This is a genomic window from Novosphingobium sp. PASSN1 (assembly GCF_002278815.1).
This window is the reverse complement of record NZ_NKIS01000003.1, coordinates 416,122-432,457: the sequence shown is the minus strand read 5'-3', so window position 1 is coordinate 432,457 and position 16,336 is coordinate 416,122. Positions and strand designations below refer to the sequence as shown.

The window sequence follows — 16,336 nt, the reverse complement described above, 5'->3', positions numbered from 1 at the left end:
TACTTCCAATCAGAAACTGTCATGCCGTTCGGCCTCGAGTTGTTCAAGGCTTTTACCCTCGTTGCGCGGTGCCCACGCGAACCCGATCACGCCTGAGACGATGAGGAACCCCGTCAGGATCAGCGCCAGATTGGTGAAACCCGTCGCCGTCAGCACCGGCACGAACAGGCTGAACACGCCAAGGCTGACGCGCACGATCGCAAAGCAGATCCCCTGCGCGGTCGCGCGCAGCATGGTCGGAAAGGCTTCCGCGCTCCACAGCTGGAAAAAGCTCTGCGCGCCAAACCCGCCGCCGAACTGGAGGAGGAATACATAGAGCAGCGCCACCGGGATCGTCAGCGGAAACACCGCCAGCAGGCCCATGCCCACCACCTGGATCACCGCCGAAACCGCAAACAGGGTGCGCTGGTTCACCCGGTCTGCCAGCCGCATGAACACGAGGCCGATGGAGGCCATGCCGATGGCAAAGCTCAGCGCCTGAATGCCCACCGCCTGCGCCTGCGTCGCCGCGCCCACCGTGCGCAGGATATAGGGGAAGAAGAACCCGTTGGTTCCCGCCCACAGGTTCCAGAAGCCATACATGCCGACAAGGCCGAGGATCGAGGCGAGATGCTTGCCCCGCAGCAGCGAGGAAATCGGCGGCCGCTTCGCGCCCGGATCCCGTGCCTCCTGCCACCGCGCCGATTCCGCCATGCGCGAACGCAGGAACGTCAGCCCCAGCGCGATCACCAGCAGATGCGCAAACACGATCCGCGCGCCGAGTTCGCCAAGGCTGGTCAGCGCAAGGCTCATCAGCAGCACCACGACCGGCCCAAGATACCACAGCACTTGCGCCATGCCCGAATGCCGCGCGCGCTGCCCATCGGGCGCGCCTTCCGCAATCAAGGACCATGACGCGGGAATATCTGCGCCCACCGCCAGCCCCACGATCAGGAACCCCGCAATGATCATCCAAGGCGCGACGGCAAACACCAGCAGCGCCATGCCTGCCGCATAGATGAGCATGTCCCACTGGTAGATCGTCTTGCGCCCCAGCCGGTCACATAGAATACCGCCGATCAGCGCGCCGATCCCGGCCCCGATGGCATTCGGCCCGAATGCGCCGATCAGGCCGAGGAACCCCGGCGAGAGCTGGTAGTGCTCCTGCCACAGCGCCAGCGCCACCGATCCCGCCACGATCGAGCCTGCGTCGATATAGTTGGCCAGCCCCGCAAGGATCGTGTCGCGCCAATGGTGCGTCTGCGTCGTCAATCACTCTCTCCCACCAGATTGTCCCGGCTGATCTGGCTCACCCGCGTGACCCCGGTCAGCGCCATCGCCACGCGCATTTCGGCGTCGATCAGGCGCAGCATTTTCGCCACGCCCGCCTCGCCGCCCGCGGCCAGCGCAAAGGCCCACGCGCGGCCCAGCAGAACGCCCTTCGCGCCCAGCGCCAGCAGGCGCACCACATCCAGACCCGAACGCACACCGCCATCGGCCAGCACCGTCAGCCGGTCGCCCACCGCATCGGCAATCGGCGGCAGCGCGCGCGCCGTGGACAGCACGCCGTCCAGCTGCCGCCCGCCATGATTGGAAACCACGATCCCGTCCGCGCCCACATCCGCTGCCTGCCGCGCGTCTTCGGGATCGAGAATGCCCTTCAGGATCAGCGGGCCAGACCACTCGCTGCGGATGAAATCGAGGTCGCGCCAATGGATGGCGGGATCGAAATTCCCCCGCATCCACGCAAAGAAATCCTCCAGCCCCGTCCGCCCCTTCAACACCGGCGCAATATTGCCGAGGTGGTGCGGACGTCCCATGAGGCCCACATCCCACGCCCAGCCGGGCCGCATCGCCGCCTGACCCGCGCGGCGCAGATCGCCCAGCAGGCCCGAAGCGCCCGCCAGCCCGGATCGCACATCGCGGTAGCGGCTCCCCGGCACCGGCATGTCCACGGTAAACATCAGCGCGCTGCACTTTGCCTCGCGCGCCTGTGCCAGCAGATCGCGCATATGGCCCCGGTCGCGGATCATGTAGAGCTGGAACCAGAAGGGCTTGGCAGCCGCTCCTGTCACTTCGCGCAAGGGGCAGACCGAAACGGTGGAGAGCGTGAACGGCACCCCCGCCTTCTCCGCCGCGCGCACAGCCTGAACTTCGCCCCGCCGCGCGTTCATCCCGGCCAGCCCGATGGGTGCGAGCGCGACCGGCATGGCCATTTTCTGGCCAAACAACTCCGCCGAAAGATCGATATCCGCCACATCGGCCAGCACCCGCTGGCGCAGTGCAATCCCCGCCAGATCGCTCACGTTCCGCCGCAGCGTCTCTTCGGCATAAGAGCCGCCATCGAGATATTCGAACAGGAAGTGCGGCAGCCGCCGCCGCGCGGCTTCGCGGAAATCGGCGATATTGGCAATGATCACGAAGCTGTCTCCATCCGCCAGCGTGCGCGATAGGAGAGGAGATCGCCCGCCAGCGGCTCCACCTGCCGCAACTGCGCGGCGGGCACCAGTCCCGGATCAACCAGCCGCAGCGCCCCGAACGCGGCATCGCACGGCCCATCCGCCACCATCACGCGCGTCTCGGGCCGCAGCGCCGCCAGCGCCCGCACGAACACCTCGGCTGCTGCAAACCGCCCCTCGACCAGCAGCGTGTCCCGCGCCCCGATCAGGTCCAGCGCTGCATCCGCCATCAGCGCGGCATAGAGGCAAGCCGCCGCGCGCCTGTCTCCCGGCGCACCGATCCACCGCGCGGCATGATCCGGAAACGGCCCGCAGCCCGGCGCCAGTGTCGGCAGCAGCATGGTCCCGCTTGCCAGCAGACCCGGCAGGTGTGCCACCAAGTCTGCCTGCTCCGCCGGATCATCCACCCGCGCCCCATGCGCCGCGAGTTCGATCTCCCGCCCTCCCATGAACCGCGCCGAAGGCACCGCGCGCCCGTCGACATCGACGTTCACAAGGCAATCGCGCCCCTCCGGCAAAACCGGCGCAGTGCCCTGCGCCCGCCGCATGGCGACAAACCATGTCCCCGTCGAAAGCACCGTCGCCTCGCGGTCCGCCACGTCCGCAAACCCCCGCGCGCCGTGCAGCGCCGCGTTGGAATCATGCACCCCCGCCAGCACGCGCACGTTCGGGGAAAGCCCCGTCGCCGCCGCGATTTGCGGCCTCAGCGTGCCGACGACATCCCACGCATGGGCGCGCGGCGCAAACCGCTCCGCCCAGCCCATCCGCTGCGCCAGCGGCGAAAACGCGGCCTTAGCCGGTGCCCACAGATCGGTATGGCACCCCAGCGAACTCACCTCGCTCACCGCCGCGCCGCTCAGGAACCACGCCCAGTATTGCGCCCAAGGCAGCAGCGTCGTCCCCTCCAGCGCGCCTTGCTCCGCCAGCCACCACAGCTGCGCGCCAAGGTTCAGCCCATGGGGCAGGGCAGGGGAGCCCGTCACGCCAAACGGATCGCGCGCCGACCGGTAGCGCGCCATCACGTCCGCCGGAAGCTCTGCCTCGTAGTCCACCGGCGCAAAGGCCAGCGCGCTGCCCCGCAGCGCCGCCAACCCCGCGCCGTGCCCCACCGGCACGATCGCCTCGACCGGATGCGCCGCAAACGCCCGCAGCGCCTCGATCAGCCACGCGGCAATCCCATCGCCATCGAGCACGCCGCCGTCCACGGCATTGGGCCGTGTGCGCACGTCCAGACGCCGCCCGGCCCGGTCCCACAGGGAAACCTTGGCCAGCGACTTGCCCAGATCGATCACGATGAATGCGCCGTGCTTCAGCGCCCGTCTCCCTTTTTCCAAAATGATCATTATCAATCAATATTGATCGTTTCCAGTAAAAATGTTAGCAACCGCTTCGAAGGCAGCCCGGCTGCCGCTGCCGGATGCCTGCCATGAACGCTCATACCCCAGTTGCCCCCGCGATTCCCTTCGCCGTGCCCACCAGCCGCTGGGACGATGCTCATGCCGCCACGCTGAGCCCGGAGGAACTGCTGCTCTATCGCTCGAACCTCCTCGGCAGCGATCTCACCGTCACCAACTTCGGCGGCGGCAATACTTCGGCCAAGCTCACCGGCACCGATCCGCTTACCGGCGCGCAAGTTCCCGTGCTCTGGGTCAAGGGCTCGGGCGGCGATATCGGCTCGATGAAGCTCGATGGTTTTTCCACCCTCTATCAGGAAAAACTCCTCGCCCTCGAAGCGCACTATTCCGGTCCGGATGATGACGACACAATGGTCGGTTTCCTCCCCCACTGCACCTTCAACCTCAATGCCCGCGCCGCCAGTATCGATACGCCGCTCCATTCGCTGCTGCCCTTCGCGCATGTCGATCACGTCCACCCGGACGCTATCATCGCGCTCGCCGCCAGTTCGGGCGGGGAGGCGGCAACCCGCGCAATCTGGGGCGGCACAATCGGCTGGCTCCCCTGGAAGCGCCCCGGCTACACCCTCGGCGTGATGCTGCGCGATTATGTCCGCGCGAACCCTGATGTGCAGGGCGTCATGCTCGCCGGCCACGGGATCATCTGCTGGGCAGACAGCGCCAAGGCCGCCTACGAACACACCATCAGCCTGATCGCCGACGCTGCGCGCTACCTCAACGCCGCGATGGCCGGAAAGCCCGCGTTCGGCGGCCAGATCGCCCAACCGAACCCGGACCGTGCGGCCATCGCGGCCGATCTCATGCCCCGCCTGCGCGGATTGATGACCGGCGCGCGGCGCAAAGTCGGCCATTTCTCGGATGATGCCGAAGCCCTTGAATTCACCGGCAGCGCAGATTTCCATCGCCTCGCCGCGCTCGGCACCTCGTGTCCCGACCATTTCCTGCGGACCAAGATCGCGCCGCTCGCGCTCGCCCCTGCGCGCTTGGGCGAAGACGCCTACCTCGCGCAGCAACTGGCAGACTACCGCGCGCTCTACGCCGCCTACTACGAGCGCTGCAAACGCGCCAATTCCCCCGCGATGCGCGATCCGAATCCGGTCGTCGTGCTGGTGCCGGGCCTCGGCCGCATCACTTTCGCGACCGACAAGACCACCGCACGCCTTGCGGGTGAATTCTACGGCAACGCCATCAACGTCATGCGCGGGGCTGAGGCCGTGGGCGAGTACATCGCGCTCGACGAACAGGAAGCCTTCGACATCGAATACTGGCTGCTCGAAGAAGCCAAGCTCCAGCGTATGCCTGCGCCAAAGCCGATGGTCGGCCGGATCGCGCTCGTCACTGGCGGGGCAGGGGGCATTGGCGCCGCCACCGCCGTCCGCCTCCTCAAGGAAGGTGCCTGCGTGCTGCTCGCAGACCGTGACGGCGAGGCGCTGGAAAGCATGCGCGCAGGACTTGCTCAGCAGTTCGGCAAGGACGTGATCCGCACCGCCACCTGCGACGTGACGGACGAAACCCAGGTCGCCGCCGCTTTCGCGACCTGCGCGCGCGAGTTTGGCGGGCTCGACATGCTCGTCGCCAATGCCGGCATCGCGTCCTCCGCCACCATCGAGGAAACCACGCTAAGCCTCTGGCACCGCAACCACGATGTCCTCGCGCAAGGCTATTTCCTCACCGCCCGCGCTGCATGGCCGCTCCTCAAGCGCATGAAGGATCAGGGCGGCACCTCGGTGGTGTTCATCGGCTCGAAAAACGCCGTCGCCGCTGCCGCCGGGGCCTCGGCCTATGCCTCGGCCAAGGCCGCCGCCAACCACCTTGCGCGCTGCCTCGCCCTCGAAGGCGCGCCCGATGGCATCCGCGTCAACATCGTGAACCCGGACGCGGTGATCCGCGGCAGCCGCATCTGGGACGGCGACTGGCGCAAGGAGCGCGCCGCTGCCAACAAAGTGGACGCGGGCGACGAACTCGAAGCCCACTACCGCAATCGCTCGATGCTGAAGCGCGACGTGCTGCCCGAAGACATTGCGGAGGCCGCCGCATGGCTAGCCTCCGATCTTTCGGCCAAGTCCACCGGCAACATGATCAATGTTGACGCGGGCAACGTGCAGGCGTTCACCCGCTAAACAGGAACGGGAGAGGAAAAAACAGATGAAGACGAACCACGCATGGGCCGCCCTTGCACTGCTGATGGCCGCACCGGCTGCCGCCCAGAGCGGTCCGCCACCGGTTGAACCCGCCGTCGCCCCGGCAGAGCCCGATGCGATTCCACTGTATGGCGAAAGGACCATGGGTTCCGCCTCAAGCGAGACATGGGTGCGCTTCATGAAGCGCGATCTTGCGGTGCGCAATGTCACGCGCCCCACGATCACGCCATTCCTGCCTGACCCCGCAAAGGCCACCGGCGCTGCCGTGGTTATTGCCCCCGGCGGTGCATTCATGCTGCTCGCGTGGGATCTGGAGGGCACCTCCGTCGCCCGCGCGCTTGCGGATCGCGGCATTGCGGCCTTCGTGCTCAAGTACCGGCTCAATCCCACGCCCGCCGATGAGGCCGAGACGGGGAAGTACATGCAGGCGCAGTTGATGAAGGAAATCGGGCATCCGATGACCGGCGAACTGCTGGGCAAGTCGATGGCTCCGGCAGACGGCAAGGCGGCAGTGGCATGGGTCCGCTCCCATGCCGCGCAATATGGCATCGATCCGGCGCGGGTCGGCATGATGGGCTTCTCCGCTGGAGCGATGACCACGCGCCGGGTCGGTCTCGATGCCGACACGCCGTCACGCCCTGCTTTCCTTGGCTATATCTATGGCCCGCAGGATGCAGAAGCCGTGCCGGCCGATGCGCCGCCCCTGTTCGATGCCATCGCTCTCGATGACAGCCTGTTCCCCAGCAAGGGTTTCCCCATCGCGCAGGCCTGGCTCGCGGCGAAGCGTCCGGTCGAGATCCACGGCTACCAGACGGGCGACCATGGCTTCGGACTTGGCCGTCCCGGCACCACGACCACGCTCTTGATCGACGAATTCACCGCATGGCTCGCCATGCAGGGCTTCCTCGCCCGAAAGGACGCCAAGTGACACTCCCCATCTCTGCCGACCTGATCGCGCAGCACAACGCCGAGCGCGCCGAAGCGCTGCACGAGGACTACGAGGCCTTGGGCCGCAAGCTCGCCCGCAGCGGCATTGCCATCGATGCGATAAAGGCCCGCGCCGCAGGGTTCTCGGTCGCCGCCCCCTCATGGGGCGCAGGGCGCGGCGGCACGCGCTTCGCCAAGTTCCCCATCCCGGGCGAGCCGACCAATATCCACGAGAAGCTGGAGGACTGCGCCGTCATCCAGCAACTCGGCCGCACCACGCCGCGCGTCTCGCCCCACTTCCCGTGGGACAAGGTGAGCGACTACAAGGCCCTGCGCGAAGAGGCCGCTGCCCTCGGCCTCGGTTTCGATGCGGTCAATTCCAACACTTTTCAGGACCAGCCCGGCCAGCCCCACACCTATGCCAACGGCTCGCTCGCCGCGCAGGATGCCGCCACGCGCCAGCAGGCGGTGGACCACAACATCGAATGCATCGAGATCGGCCGCCAGCTCGGCTCCACCGATCTCACCGTCTGGGTCGGAGATGGCACCAATTTCCCCGGCCAGCAGGACCTTGGCCGCAGCCTCGATCGCTATCTCGAAGCCGCCGCGCAGGTCTACGCCGCGCTGCCCGATGATTGGCGCATGCTGCTCGAACACAAGATGTTCGAGCCCGCGTTCTACTCCACCGTGATCTCGGACTGGGGCTCCTCGATCCTCGCCGCGCAGGAACTTGGCCCCAAGGCCAAGTGCCTCGTCGATCTGGGCCACCACGCGCCGAACGTGAACATCGAACAGATCGTCGCGCGCCTCCACCGCTTCGGCAAGCTCGGCGGCTTCCATTTCAACGACAGCAAATACGGCGATGACGACCTCGATTCGGGCTCGATCAACCCGCACCAGCTGTTCCTCGTGTTCAACGAACTGGCGGAAGCGGAAGCAAACCCGAGGGACGGCTTCAACCCGAGCTACATGATCGACCAGTCGCACAACGTCACCGATCCCATCGAATCGATGCTGTCTTCGGCGGAAACCATCACCCAATGCTATGCCAAGGCCGCTCTGGTAGACCGCGCCGCGCTCCACGCCGCGCAAGGATCGAACGATACGATGATGGCCTTCCAGGCGCTGCGCCGCGCCTACAACACCGATGTCGCGCCCATCCTCGCGTTGGCGCGCATGGAGGCAGGCGGGGCCATCGACGTGCTGGAGGCCTACCGCATGAGCCAGTATCGCAGCCGCAAGGCGCAGGAACGCAAGGCGGTGGGGCTGGGCGCGGGGATCGTGTGAGGCCTGCCGCCATTTTCTGACGATATCTTGTCAAAAAATCGTCACAAAACTGGCATTCCCCTGCAACCGATGGTCTAGAGGCGGCGGTTTTCAAGGGAGTCTCGCCATCCGACAGATCGCCGCCTTGCCCTATCGCTTCGAAGAAGCATCCGCCGACGCGGGTGTGCGCGTAATGCTCGTGACGTCGCGCGAGACGAAGCGGTGGGTCATTCCCAAGGGCAATCTCATGGCTTCGGCGCTGCCCCATGTCGCCGCCGCGCGTGAGGCGGAGGAGGAAGCCGGGGTGGTCGGCGCGGCCTGCCCCACGCCGCTCGGTAGCTATCGCTACCGCAAGAAGCGCGGCAACGGCGCGTCGCTGATGGTCGACGTCGATGTGTTTCCGCTGTCCGTCACGCGCGAAATGCCCGCGTGGAAGGAACAGCACCAGCGTGAGCGGCGCTGGTTCACCCTTGCCGAAGCGGCAGACGCGGTCGACGAGCCGGACTTGCGCGACCTCATCCGTTCGTTCGCGCTTTCGGAATTCAAGGCGGCCGCCCAGCGCACGAGCGTGCTGGGCGCGGTCGCACAACACACACGGATCGGATCTATGTTCGCCTGGTTCCAGCGCCTTCTGCCCCGCTCGGGCAATTTCTTCGATATGTTCGAGGCGCACGCCACGACAGTGCTCGCCGCATCCGATGCGATTGCCCGCTTGTTCGAAGAAGGCTCCTCCAGCGGTGACCACATCCGCGAGATCATCGAACGTGAGAACGATGCGGACGAAATCACCCGCACAGTGCTGCAAACTGTGCGCAAGACCTTCCTCACGCCCTTCGATCGCGGCGCGATCACCAGCCTGATCGGCGCGATGGACGATACGGTGGACGAGATGCAGGCCGCCGCCAATGCCATCGACATCTACGAGGTGAAGGCCTTCTCCCCCGAGATGCGCGACATGGCCGCGATCATTGTCGATGCCGCGCGCGTCATGGCCGAAGCGGTGCCGCTGCTGCGCGATGTCGGCCGCAACGGCACCCGCCTGCACGAACTCACCGAGCGGCTGGTGCGCATGGAATCCCATGCGGACGAGATCCATGCCCAAGGCTTGCGCCGTGCGCTGCGCGATTATGGCACTACCGATACGCTGCGCTTCGTGGTGGAGCGCGAGGTCTACAAGCACCTCGAGCGCATCGTCGATGCCTTCGAGGATGCGGCGAACGAGATCGACGGTATCGTCATCGATCATTCCTGAGGGGAGGGCTGATCCATGCATGAGCTTGCCTTCCCGCTGCTCGTCGGGCTGATCGCAATCGCGCTCGCGTTCGATTACCTGAACGGGCTGCACGATGCGGCCAATTCCATCGCCACGGTCGTGGCCACGCGTCTGCTCACCCCGGTGCAGGCGGTTGTCTTCGCGGCGGTGTTCAACGCGGGCGCCTATTTCCTCACGATCAGCTTTCCGAGCCTTCAGGCCGTGGCGGCAACTATCGGCAAGGGCCTGATCGACAAGGATCTCGTTACCCCGGCGGTGGTCTTCGGCGCGCTGATCGGCGCGTCGGTCTGGAACATCCTCACCTGGCTCAAGGGCATTCCTTCCTCGAGCAGCCACGCGCTCATCGGCGGCCTGATTGGCTCAGGGCTAGCCCACGCCGGCCTTACGGGCATCCAGTGGAGCGGCCTCAACAAGACGCTGATCGCCATCGTGCTCTCGCCGACCATCGGCATGATGCTGGCGATGCTCGTCATGCTGCTCACCAGCTGGCTTTTCCGCCGCGCCACCGCGCGCGGCGCGGAGACGCGCTTCCGCTATCTGCACCTCGTATCCTCCGCCGCCTATTCACTCAGCCATGGCCTGAATGATGCGCAGAAGACGATGGGGATCATCACCGTGCTGCTTTACTCGACCGGTCGCCTCACCGGCCCGTTTGAAGTGCCGCACTGGGTGGCGATCAGCTGCTACCTTGCGATCGGGCTCGGCACGCTGACGGGCGGGTGGAAGATCATCGAGACGATGGGCGGGCGCATCACCAAGCTCTCGCAGCATCAAGGCTTCAGTGCGTCACTGGCGGGCTCGATCGTGCTGTTCGGTGCTTCGGCGCTGGGTGTCCCCGTTTCCACCACGCACACCGTGACGGGCGCGATCATCGGCGCGGGCACCGCCCGCCGCGCCTCTGCGGTGCGCTGGGGCGTGGCGCAAAGCGTGGTGATCGCATGGATCATCACGATCCCCGCGTCCGCTGCCGTCGGCGCGCTGTTCTACGCGCTGACGACGCTGTTCTGATGTCCGGTGCGGCTACAGCAATAGCCTCAGGCCGCCTTGCGCAGCGCATAGCGCTGGACGTGGCCCACTACTTCAGGGCTGCCAGCGTCTCCTCGATGCACTGCTCGATGTTCAATCACATTCCCCGTGGCGCCATGTCGCCAACGACAGGGAGATTCGCACGGGGCAAATGGTGCGAGCAGGGAAGTGAGGGAGATCTGTCTGGGATGACGAGGGCTGGAGTGGGTCTTTTGCGAGGACCGACAGGCATGGACCTTGCCGCCCGGCAATGACATAGCCTGCGCCATAACAAACGGAGCAGAGTGATGCCAATTTCCCTTTACGATGCCGTTGTGCCTTCCAACCTCCAGATTCTGGGTGCAGTGGACAAGCTGCTGGGCAAGGCCGAGGCGTTTTGCGCCGAGCAGGGCCGCGCCGAAAGCGAACTGATCGACGCTCGGCTTGCGCCCGACATGCTGCCGCTGGGCTATCAGGTGAAGAGCTGCGCCGCGCATTCGGTGGGGGCCATCGCCGGGGTCAGGGCTGGCCTGTTCGAGCCCGACCTCACGCCGTGGCCGACGGATTTCGCGGGGCTCCATGCGGCCATTCAGGGCGCCATTGCCGAGCTTTCCGCGATTGATGCGGCGGAGTTCGAAGCACTGGGCGAGAACGACACGCTGTTTGCGTTCGGCGAGATGAAGCTGCCCTTCACGGCTACGAACTTCCTGCTCTCGTTCTCGCAGCCCAACTTCTATTTCCACGCCACGACCGCCTATGCGATCCTGCGTGCGCAGGGCGTGAAGGTGGGCAAGATGGATTTCATGGGCATGCCGCGCATCAAGCGGTGAGTGCGGGCTGAGATTAACATCGGAGGGCGGCCTTTGCGGGCCGCCCTTTGCATTTTGGGCTCAGACACGGGGTGCCAATCAAGCGGCTCGTCCGTTCATAAAAATATCGTATAACCTGAACAAATCCTGCAAACCCCATCCCGCGCCCGTTCAGCCAGCAACGCCTAGATCAGTCTTCGACGGCAGCGAATCGTGATCGGGGGTTCCGATCCAATCGCAGGGCCGAAAGGAGACCTGTGATGATCAGCTTTGCGAAGAAGACCGTGATGGCCACTGCCCTTGCCGCTTCCGCTCTGGCGGGTGCGACGCCGGCAATGGCGGACCCTTATCATGGCGGAGGTTATGGCGGGTATCGCCACCATGATCGCGGCGGCGACAGCGCCGGGGCGGCGATTGCGGGCGGCATCATCGGATTGGCACTGGGCGCGATCATCGTGTCCGCGGCGAACAACAACCGCAACCGCGACTATGCCGACCGCCGCTATGACAACCGGTATCGCGGCCAGTATCAGGGCCAGTATCCCAATCAGTATCGGGGCCAGCCGACCTGGCAGGGTGCCCAGAACGGTGATCCCTACGACCAGCGCTATCAGGGCGGCCAGCCGGGCTATACCCGCGACGGCTATTCCGAGCGCGGCGACGGATACTACGACCGGCGCGGCTATCGCGATCCGGACGGGTACCAGGGCGAATACCGCGGCAATTGACCGCAACTTCGGGGCGGCGCGGCGCAAAGCGCCCGCCGCTTCAGAAACAGTTCAGCGCGAAACCGCTGAAGTCCCGTTTACGGCTTGAACAGGAGAAAGGCCATGAAACTCAGGATCACAGGATTGGCGGCCTCCGTGCTTGCCGCCGGAAGCCTTGCACTCGCGGCCCCGGCGCAGGCGCACGGCGATGATGCGGCCATCGCGATCGGCGCGGGCGTGGTCGGCCTCGCCGTCGGCGCTGCAATCGCATCGGATCACAATCGCAGCGACGTCTACGTCCGCTATGACAGCCGGCCGCGCTACTACGGCGGCGGGTATTACTATCCGGCGTACCCGGCATACCGCGCTTATCCGGCCTATCGGCCTTACCCGGCATGGCGGGGCTATGATCCACGCTATGCGCAGTGGCGGCGCTGGCGCGAGCATCAGCGCTGGGAAAACCACGAGCGCCGGGAGTATCGCGGCGGTTGGCGCGACGACGATTGACACCTTGCTTGTGCGAGGGGCCCTTACGAGGGCCCCTCGCCAAACCGGGCGGTGACGGCTAAAGGCGCGGGATGGAACCGACCGAGACTGCCCAGACTGTCGAGATGGCGGAGGCTACCTCCGAGATCCGGCGCGATGGCCCGCTACAAGGCTTGCGCATCGCGCTGTTCAGCGGGAACTACAACTATGTGCGCGACGGGGCGAACCAGGCGCTGAACCGGCTGGTGGGCTATCTCCAGCGGCAGGGCGCAGCTGTTCATGTGTTTGCGCCCAAGGTGAGGAAGCCCGCGTTCGCTTCGATGGGCAGGCTGATCGGGCTGCCATCGGTGCCGGTGCCGGGGCGCGGGGAATACCGCATCCCGATGATGCTGGGATCGCGCGCAAGAGCCGATCTCAAGGCATTCCAGCCCAATGTGGTGCACGTTTCATCGCCCGATCCAGCGGCACACCGCGCGGTGAGCTGGGCGCGGGCGCGCGGGCTGCCGGTGCTGGCGAGCGTGCACACGCGCTTTGATACTTACCCCCGATACTACAATCTGGCGTGGGTGGAGCCTGCGCTGACCGCGCTGCTGCGCCGGTTCTATCGCCGCTGCGATGCACTGGTCGCGCCTTCGGAATCGATGGCGCAAGTGCTGCGCGAGGAGCGCATGAACTATGACATCTCGCTGTGGTCACGCGGGGTGGACCGGACGATCTTCCATCCCGGGCGGCGCGACCTTGCATGGCGGCGCAGCCTCGGCATTGCCGACGACGAGGTGGTGATCGGCTTCCTGGGCCGGTTGGTGATGGAAAAAGGGCTCGACGTGTTTTCGGACACGATCGACGAACTGGTGCGCAAATCGGGCAGCGGCGCGGCGCGCCACCGGGTGATGGTGGTGGGCGAAGGCCCGGCGCGGGCATGGTTCGAGGCGCGGCTGCCGGGCGCGGTGTTCACCGGGTTTCAGGGCGGCAAGGATCTGGGCCGCGCGGTGGCGGCGATGGACGTGCTGTTCAACCCATCGATCACCGAGACGTTCGGCAACGTGACGCTTGAGGCAATGGCCTGCGGCGTGCCGGTGGTGGCGGCGGCGGCGACGGGAAGCCAGAGCCTTGTCGACGACGGGGTTTCGGGCCGCCTGATCACGCCGGGTGCGCTGCACCAGTTTGCGGCAGCCTTGCGCACCTATGTCGAGGACGCGGCCTTGCGCGCGCGCCACGGCGCGGCCGGGGAGCAGCGCAGCCACGATTTCAGCTGGGACGCGATCAACCAGGCGGTCGCGGATACCTACCTGCGCCTGATTCGGCAGAAGGACGCGCTGAAGCGGCGGTGAAGACGCGGTGAAGGCAAGGACCCCGGATCAAGTCCCGGGTGACGAGGGTTTGCCGATTGTGATGGCGACTTTGCGCTAGAACACGAAGTCGGCGGCGGTGAGGTCTGCCTTGCTGACGCCTTCGAGAACCACGCCCACGCCGGTCGAGAAGGTGATGACGGTGTCCGCACCCTGCTGCACGGCAACGGCGAGCATGGCCTCGAAAGTGCCGTAGGAATTGCCCCAGTCGACTATCAGCCGGTCCTCTGTGCCGCCTGCGGTGAAATCGCGGATGTGGTCGAAGCCGCCCGAGAGATTGACGACGAAGGCATCGTCGCCTGTGCTGCCGATGAGCACATCATTGCCCCCCGCGCCATCGATGTAGTCGCCGCCCGAGCCTCCGTTGATGACGTTGCGCGCGTCGTTTCCGTAGAGCGCATCGCTCGCCACGCCGCCGCGCAGGTTTTCGAAGCCGGAGAAGGTATCGCCTTGCCCATCATCACCGAAGGCATTGCCGGCGGCGAGATTGACCGAGACGTAGCTGCGCGAGGTGGCGTAGCTCAGCGTATCGTTGCCGTCGCCGCCTTCCATGTGGTCTGCCCCGGCGCCGCCAATCAGCACATCCCGGCCCGCACCGCCGGTGAGGTGATCGGCCCCGGCCCCTCCCGAAAGCTGGCGGCCGCCATCGTCAGCGGTGAGCACGTCTGCAGAGGATGAACCCGAGACACGCTCGAAGCCCGAGAAGCTGTCACCCGTCGCATCGCCGCCACTGGCGGTGTTGGTGGCAAGATTGATGGTGACCCCGGCGGAGGAGCCCGCATAATCGAGCGTGTCGATACCGTCGCCGCCGGTGAGCGTATCGGCGCCAGCACCGCCGCGGATGAGGTCATCGCCGCCCGCGCCGTCGATCACGTCAGACCCGTCACCGCCGAGAAGCGTGTTGGCACCCGCGCTGCCGCTGAGCGTATCGCCGAGCGCGCTGCCTTCGGCGCGGGAAATACCGAAGATCACGTCGCCGGTGGCATCGCCGCCGCTGACCGTGTGGAGCGCGAGATCGACGGTGACCGCAGCAGCGGACCCCGCGTAGCTGGCGCCATCATTGCCATCGCCCAGCAGCACATCTGCGCCGAGCCCGCCCACGAGCCAGTCGCTGCCCCCGCCGCCAACGAGGCTGTCGTCGCCCGCGCCGCCGATGATGCGGTTGGCAAGCGCGTTTCCGGTGAGGCTATCGCCGAAACGGCTGCCGACGAGCTTTTCGATGCCGGAGAAGGTATCGCCCTCTGCATCGCCCGCACCGGGGAAGCCGCCGAGATTGACGCTGACCGCGCTCGCGGCGCGCCCATAGCTCGCGGTATCGATTCCCGCGCCGCCGATAAGCGCGTCGGCCCCGGCCCCGCCTTCGAGCAGATCGTTGCCGTCGCCACCGACCAGCGTATCGGCTCCGGCAAGACCGTAGAGCCGATCGGCACCTGCCGCGCCTGAGAGCACGTTGTCGAGCGCATTGCCGCGCCCGGTGAAGCTGGAGAGCGCGACGAGATTGGTCAGGTTCTCGACCTCGGCGCCGAGTTCGTAGCTGGCGAGGCCATCGATGCGCGCCTCGTCGGTGCCGCCGCCGGGATATTCGACGATGCGGTCGCGCGCGTTGTCGATGACGTAGTGGTCATCGCCCTGGCCGCCCGCCATGCGGTCGATCCCGCGGCCGCCGTCGAGCCGGTCGTTGCCCGCGCCGCCGATGAGCCGGTCGGTGCCATCATAGCCGGACAGGACGTCGTCTCCATCGCGGCCAGCGAGGCGGTTGGCCTCGTTGGTGCCGGTGATTGTATTGTCCATTGCGTTGCCAGTGGCATCGAACGCACCCGGCGCGAGAAAGCTCAGGTCCTCGACATTGACCGCAAGTGTATACGAGGCAGTGGCCAGAACGAGATCGTGGCCGCCGCCATCCGCCTCGGTGATCGCGTCACCCGCGTCATTGACGTAATAGGTATCGTCGCCCGCGCCGCCCGCCATGGCATCGGTGCCGGTGCCGCCGTCGAGCCGGTCCTTGCCATCGCCGCCCGAGAGCGTGTCGGCACCCCCGCCGCCGTCGATCCAGTCGTTGCCGGTGCCGCCGCTGAGGACATCCGCCGCAGCCCCGCTGATGATCACGGTGTCCGTGCCGTCGGTAGCGGAAAGCGTGACTGTGCTTTGCGCGAGCGCGGCGTTGAGGATGTGGAAGCGGCCGCGCGCTTCCTCGCCGCTGAAATTGTTCACTGCATAGAAATCGAGCGTGCCGTCCGAGACAGTATCACCGACGAGGCCGAGGCTGATCTGGCCGAAGCCGCTATCCCATCCGGAGCCACTGTTGCCGTAGGAGCCGTCCGAGCCGGAGAACGAGAAGTTCCACATCGTCTCGTAGAACGCTTCGCCGGTCTCGGGGTCGTTGTAGCCGGGGATGAAATAGTCCGCGGAGATATCGAACAAGCCGGAATCGCGGTCGAGTGCGATATTGAAACTGGTGGTGCCGGTCATGGTCCTTCTCCGGCCGGATTTGCTCCGGTGTGGAAAAGTGTGTCACGTAAC

13 protein-coding genes are annotated in these 16,336 nt (G+C 66.2%); 9 read left to right on the top strand and 4 right to left on the bottom strand.

The genetic code is table 11. From position 1 onward, the window contains the following. Positions 1–9: 9 nt before the first annotated feature. From CFE35_RS07790 to CFE35_RS07780, 3 genes are read right to left on the bottom strand one after another with little or no spacing between them, the layout of a single operon-like run. A complete protein-coding gene (locus CFE35_RS07790; RefSeq protein ID WP_292929678.1) occupies positions 10–1,251 on the bottom strand; it encodes an MFS transporter in 1,242 nt (413 codons plus the stop codon). Then, on the bottom strand, positions 1,248–2,399 hold the full coding sequence (gene lldD / locus CFE35_RS07785) for an FMN-dependent L-lactate dehydrogenase LldD (protein ID WP_292929676.1): 1,152 nt from the start codon (positions 2,397–2,399) through the stop codon (positions 1,248–1,250). Before lldD ends, CFE35_RS07790 begins: the two co-directional genes overlap by 4 nt. Further along, positions 2,396–3,781, bottom strand: coding sequence for a carbohydrate kinase (locus tag CFE35_RS07780; RefSeq protein WP_292929674.1), 1,386 nt, complete (start codon positions 3,779–3,781; stop codon positions 2,396–2,398). The genes lldD and CFE35_RS07780 overlap by 4 nt, the downstream gene beginning before the upstream one ends. A gap of 83 nt (positions 3,782–3,864) precedes the next feature. Between CFE35_RS07780 and CFE35_RS07775 the strand changes: the two genes are divergently transcribed. The 9 genes from CFE35_RS07775 to CFE35_RS07735 all read left to right on the top strand — a co-directional run bounded on the left by CFE35_RS07775 (position 3,865) and on the right by CFE35_RS07735 (position 13,798). Then, a complete protein-coding gene (locus tag CFE35_RS07775) occupies positions 3,865–5,973 on the top strand; it encodes a bifunctional rhamnulose-1-phosphate aldolase/short-chain dehydrogenase (RefSeq protein WP_292929672.1) in 2,109 nt (702 codons plus the stop codon). A gap of 25 nt (positions 5,974–5,998) precedes the next feature. Beyond that, positions 5,999–6,922 (top strand): alpha/beta hydrolase, encoded by a 924-nt coding sequence (locus tag CFE35_RS07770; RefSeq protein ID WP_292929670.1) that lies wholly within the window; start codon positions 5,999–6,001, stop codon positions 6,920–6,922. Next, positions 6,919–8,208: an L-rhamnose catabolism isomerase gene (rhaI, locus tag CFE35_RS07765; RefSeq protein ID WP_292929668.1), complete on the top strand. Its 1,290-nt coding sequence runs from the start codon at positions 6,919–6,921 to the stop codon at positions 8,206–8,208. Before CFE35_RS07770 ends, rhaI begins: the two co-directional genes overlap by 4 nt. 106 nt (positions 8,209–8,314) lie before the next feature. After that, complete coding sequence (locus CFE35_RS07760; protein ID WP_292929903.1) at positions 8,315–9,439, top strand: DUF47 family protein; 1,125 nt, start codon at positions 8,315–8,317, stop codon at positions 9,437–9,439. 15 nt (positions 9,440–9,454) lie between these two features. Then, positions 9,455–10,468 (top strand): inorganic phosphate transporter, encoded by a 1,014-nt coding sequence (locus tag CFE35_RS07755; RefSeq protein WP_292929666.1) that lies wholly within the window; start codon positions 9,455–9,457, stop codon positions 10,466–10,468. 305 nt (positions 10,469–10,773) lie between these two features. Then, a complete protein-coding gene (locus CFE35_RS07750; RefSeq protein ID WP_292929664.1) occupies positions 10,774–11,295 on the top strand; it encodes a DUF1993 family protein in 522 nt (173 codons plus the stop codon). Positions 11,296–11,534: 239 nt separating this feature from the next. Next, positions 11,535–12,002: a hypothetical protein gene (locus tag CFE35_RS07745; protein WP_292929662.1), complete on the top strand. Its 468-nt coding sequence runs from the start codon at positions 11,535–11,537 to the stop codon at positions 12,000–12,002. A 102-nt stretch (positions 12,003–12,104) separates the two neighbouring features. After that, positions 12,105–12,488: a hypothetical protein gene (locus tag CFE35_RS07740; RefSeq protein WP_292929660.1), complete on the top strand. Its 384-nt coding sequence runs from the start codon at positions 12,105–12,107 to the stop codon at positions 12,486–12,488. A 104-nt stretch (positions 12,489–12,592) separates the two neighbouring features. Continuing rightward, complete coding sequence (locus CFE35_RS07735; RefSeq protein ID WP_292929901.1) at positions 12,593–13,798, top strand: glycosyltransferase family 1 protein; 1,206 nt, start codon at positions 12,593–12,595, stop codon at positions 13,796–13,798. Positions 13,799–13,873: 75 nt separating this feature from the next. Here CFE35_RS07735 and CFE35_RS07730 read toward each other — a convergent pair whose 3' ends face one another. After that, entirely contained in the window at positions 13,874–16,285 is a 2,412-nt protein-coding gene (locus CFE35_RS07730) for a calcium-binding protein (protein ID WP_292929658.1), read from the bottom strand. Positions 16,286–16,336 lie beyond the last annotated feature (51 nt).

Bases quoted from the DNA above. Each gene is read 5' to 3' on its own strand.
- CFE35_RS07780 (WP_292929674.1), bottom strand. From the start codon at position 3,781: ATGATCATTTTGGAAAAAGGGAGACGGGCGCTGAAGCACGGCGCATTC.
- CFE35_RS07775 (WP_292929672.1), top strand. From the start codon at position 3,865: ATGAACGCTCATACCCCAGTTGCCCCCGCGATTCCCTTCGCCGTGCCC.
- CFE35_RS07770 (WP_292929670.1), top strand. From the start codon at position 5,999: ATGAAGACGAACCACGCATGGGCCGCCCTTGCACTGCTGATGGCCGCA.
- CFE35_RS07755 (WP_292929666.1), top strand. From the start codon at position 9,455: ATGCATGAGCTTGCCTTCCCGCTGCTCGTCGGGCTGATCGCAATCGCG.
- CFE35_RS07750 (WP_292929664.1), top strand. From the start codon at position 10,774: ATGCCAATTTCCCTTTACGATGCCGTTGTGCCTTCCAACCTCCAGATT.
- CFE35_RS07745 (WP_292929662.1), top strand. From the start codon at position 11,535: ATGATCAGCTTTGCGAAGAAGACCGTGATGGCCACTGCCCTTGCCGCT.
- CFE35_RS07740 (WP_292929660.1), top strand. From the start codon at position 12,105: ATGAAACTCAGGATCACAGGATTGGCGGCCTCCGTGCTTGCCGCCGGA.
- CFE35_RS07735 (WP_292929901.1), top strand. From the start codon at position 12,593: ATGGCGGAGGCTACCTCCGAGATCCGGCGCGATGGCCCGCTACAAGGC.
- CFE35_RS07730 (WP_292929658.1), bottom strand. From the start codon at position 16,285: ATGACCGGCACCACCAGTTTCAATATCGCACTCGACCGCGATTCCGGC.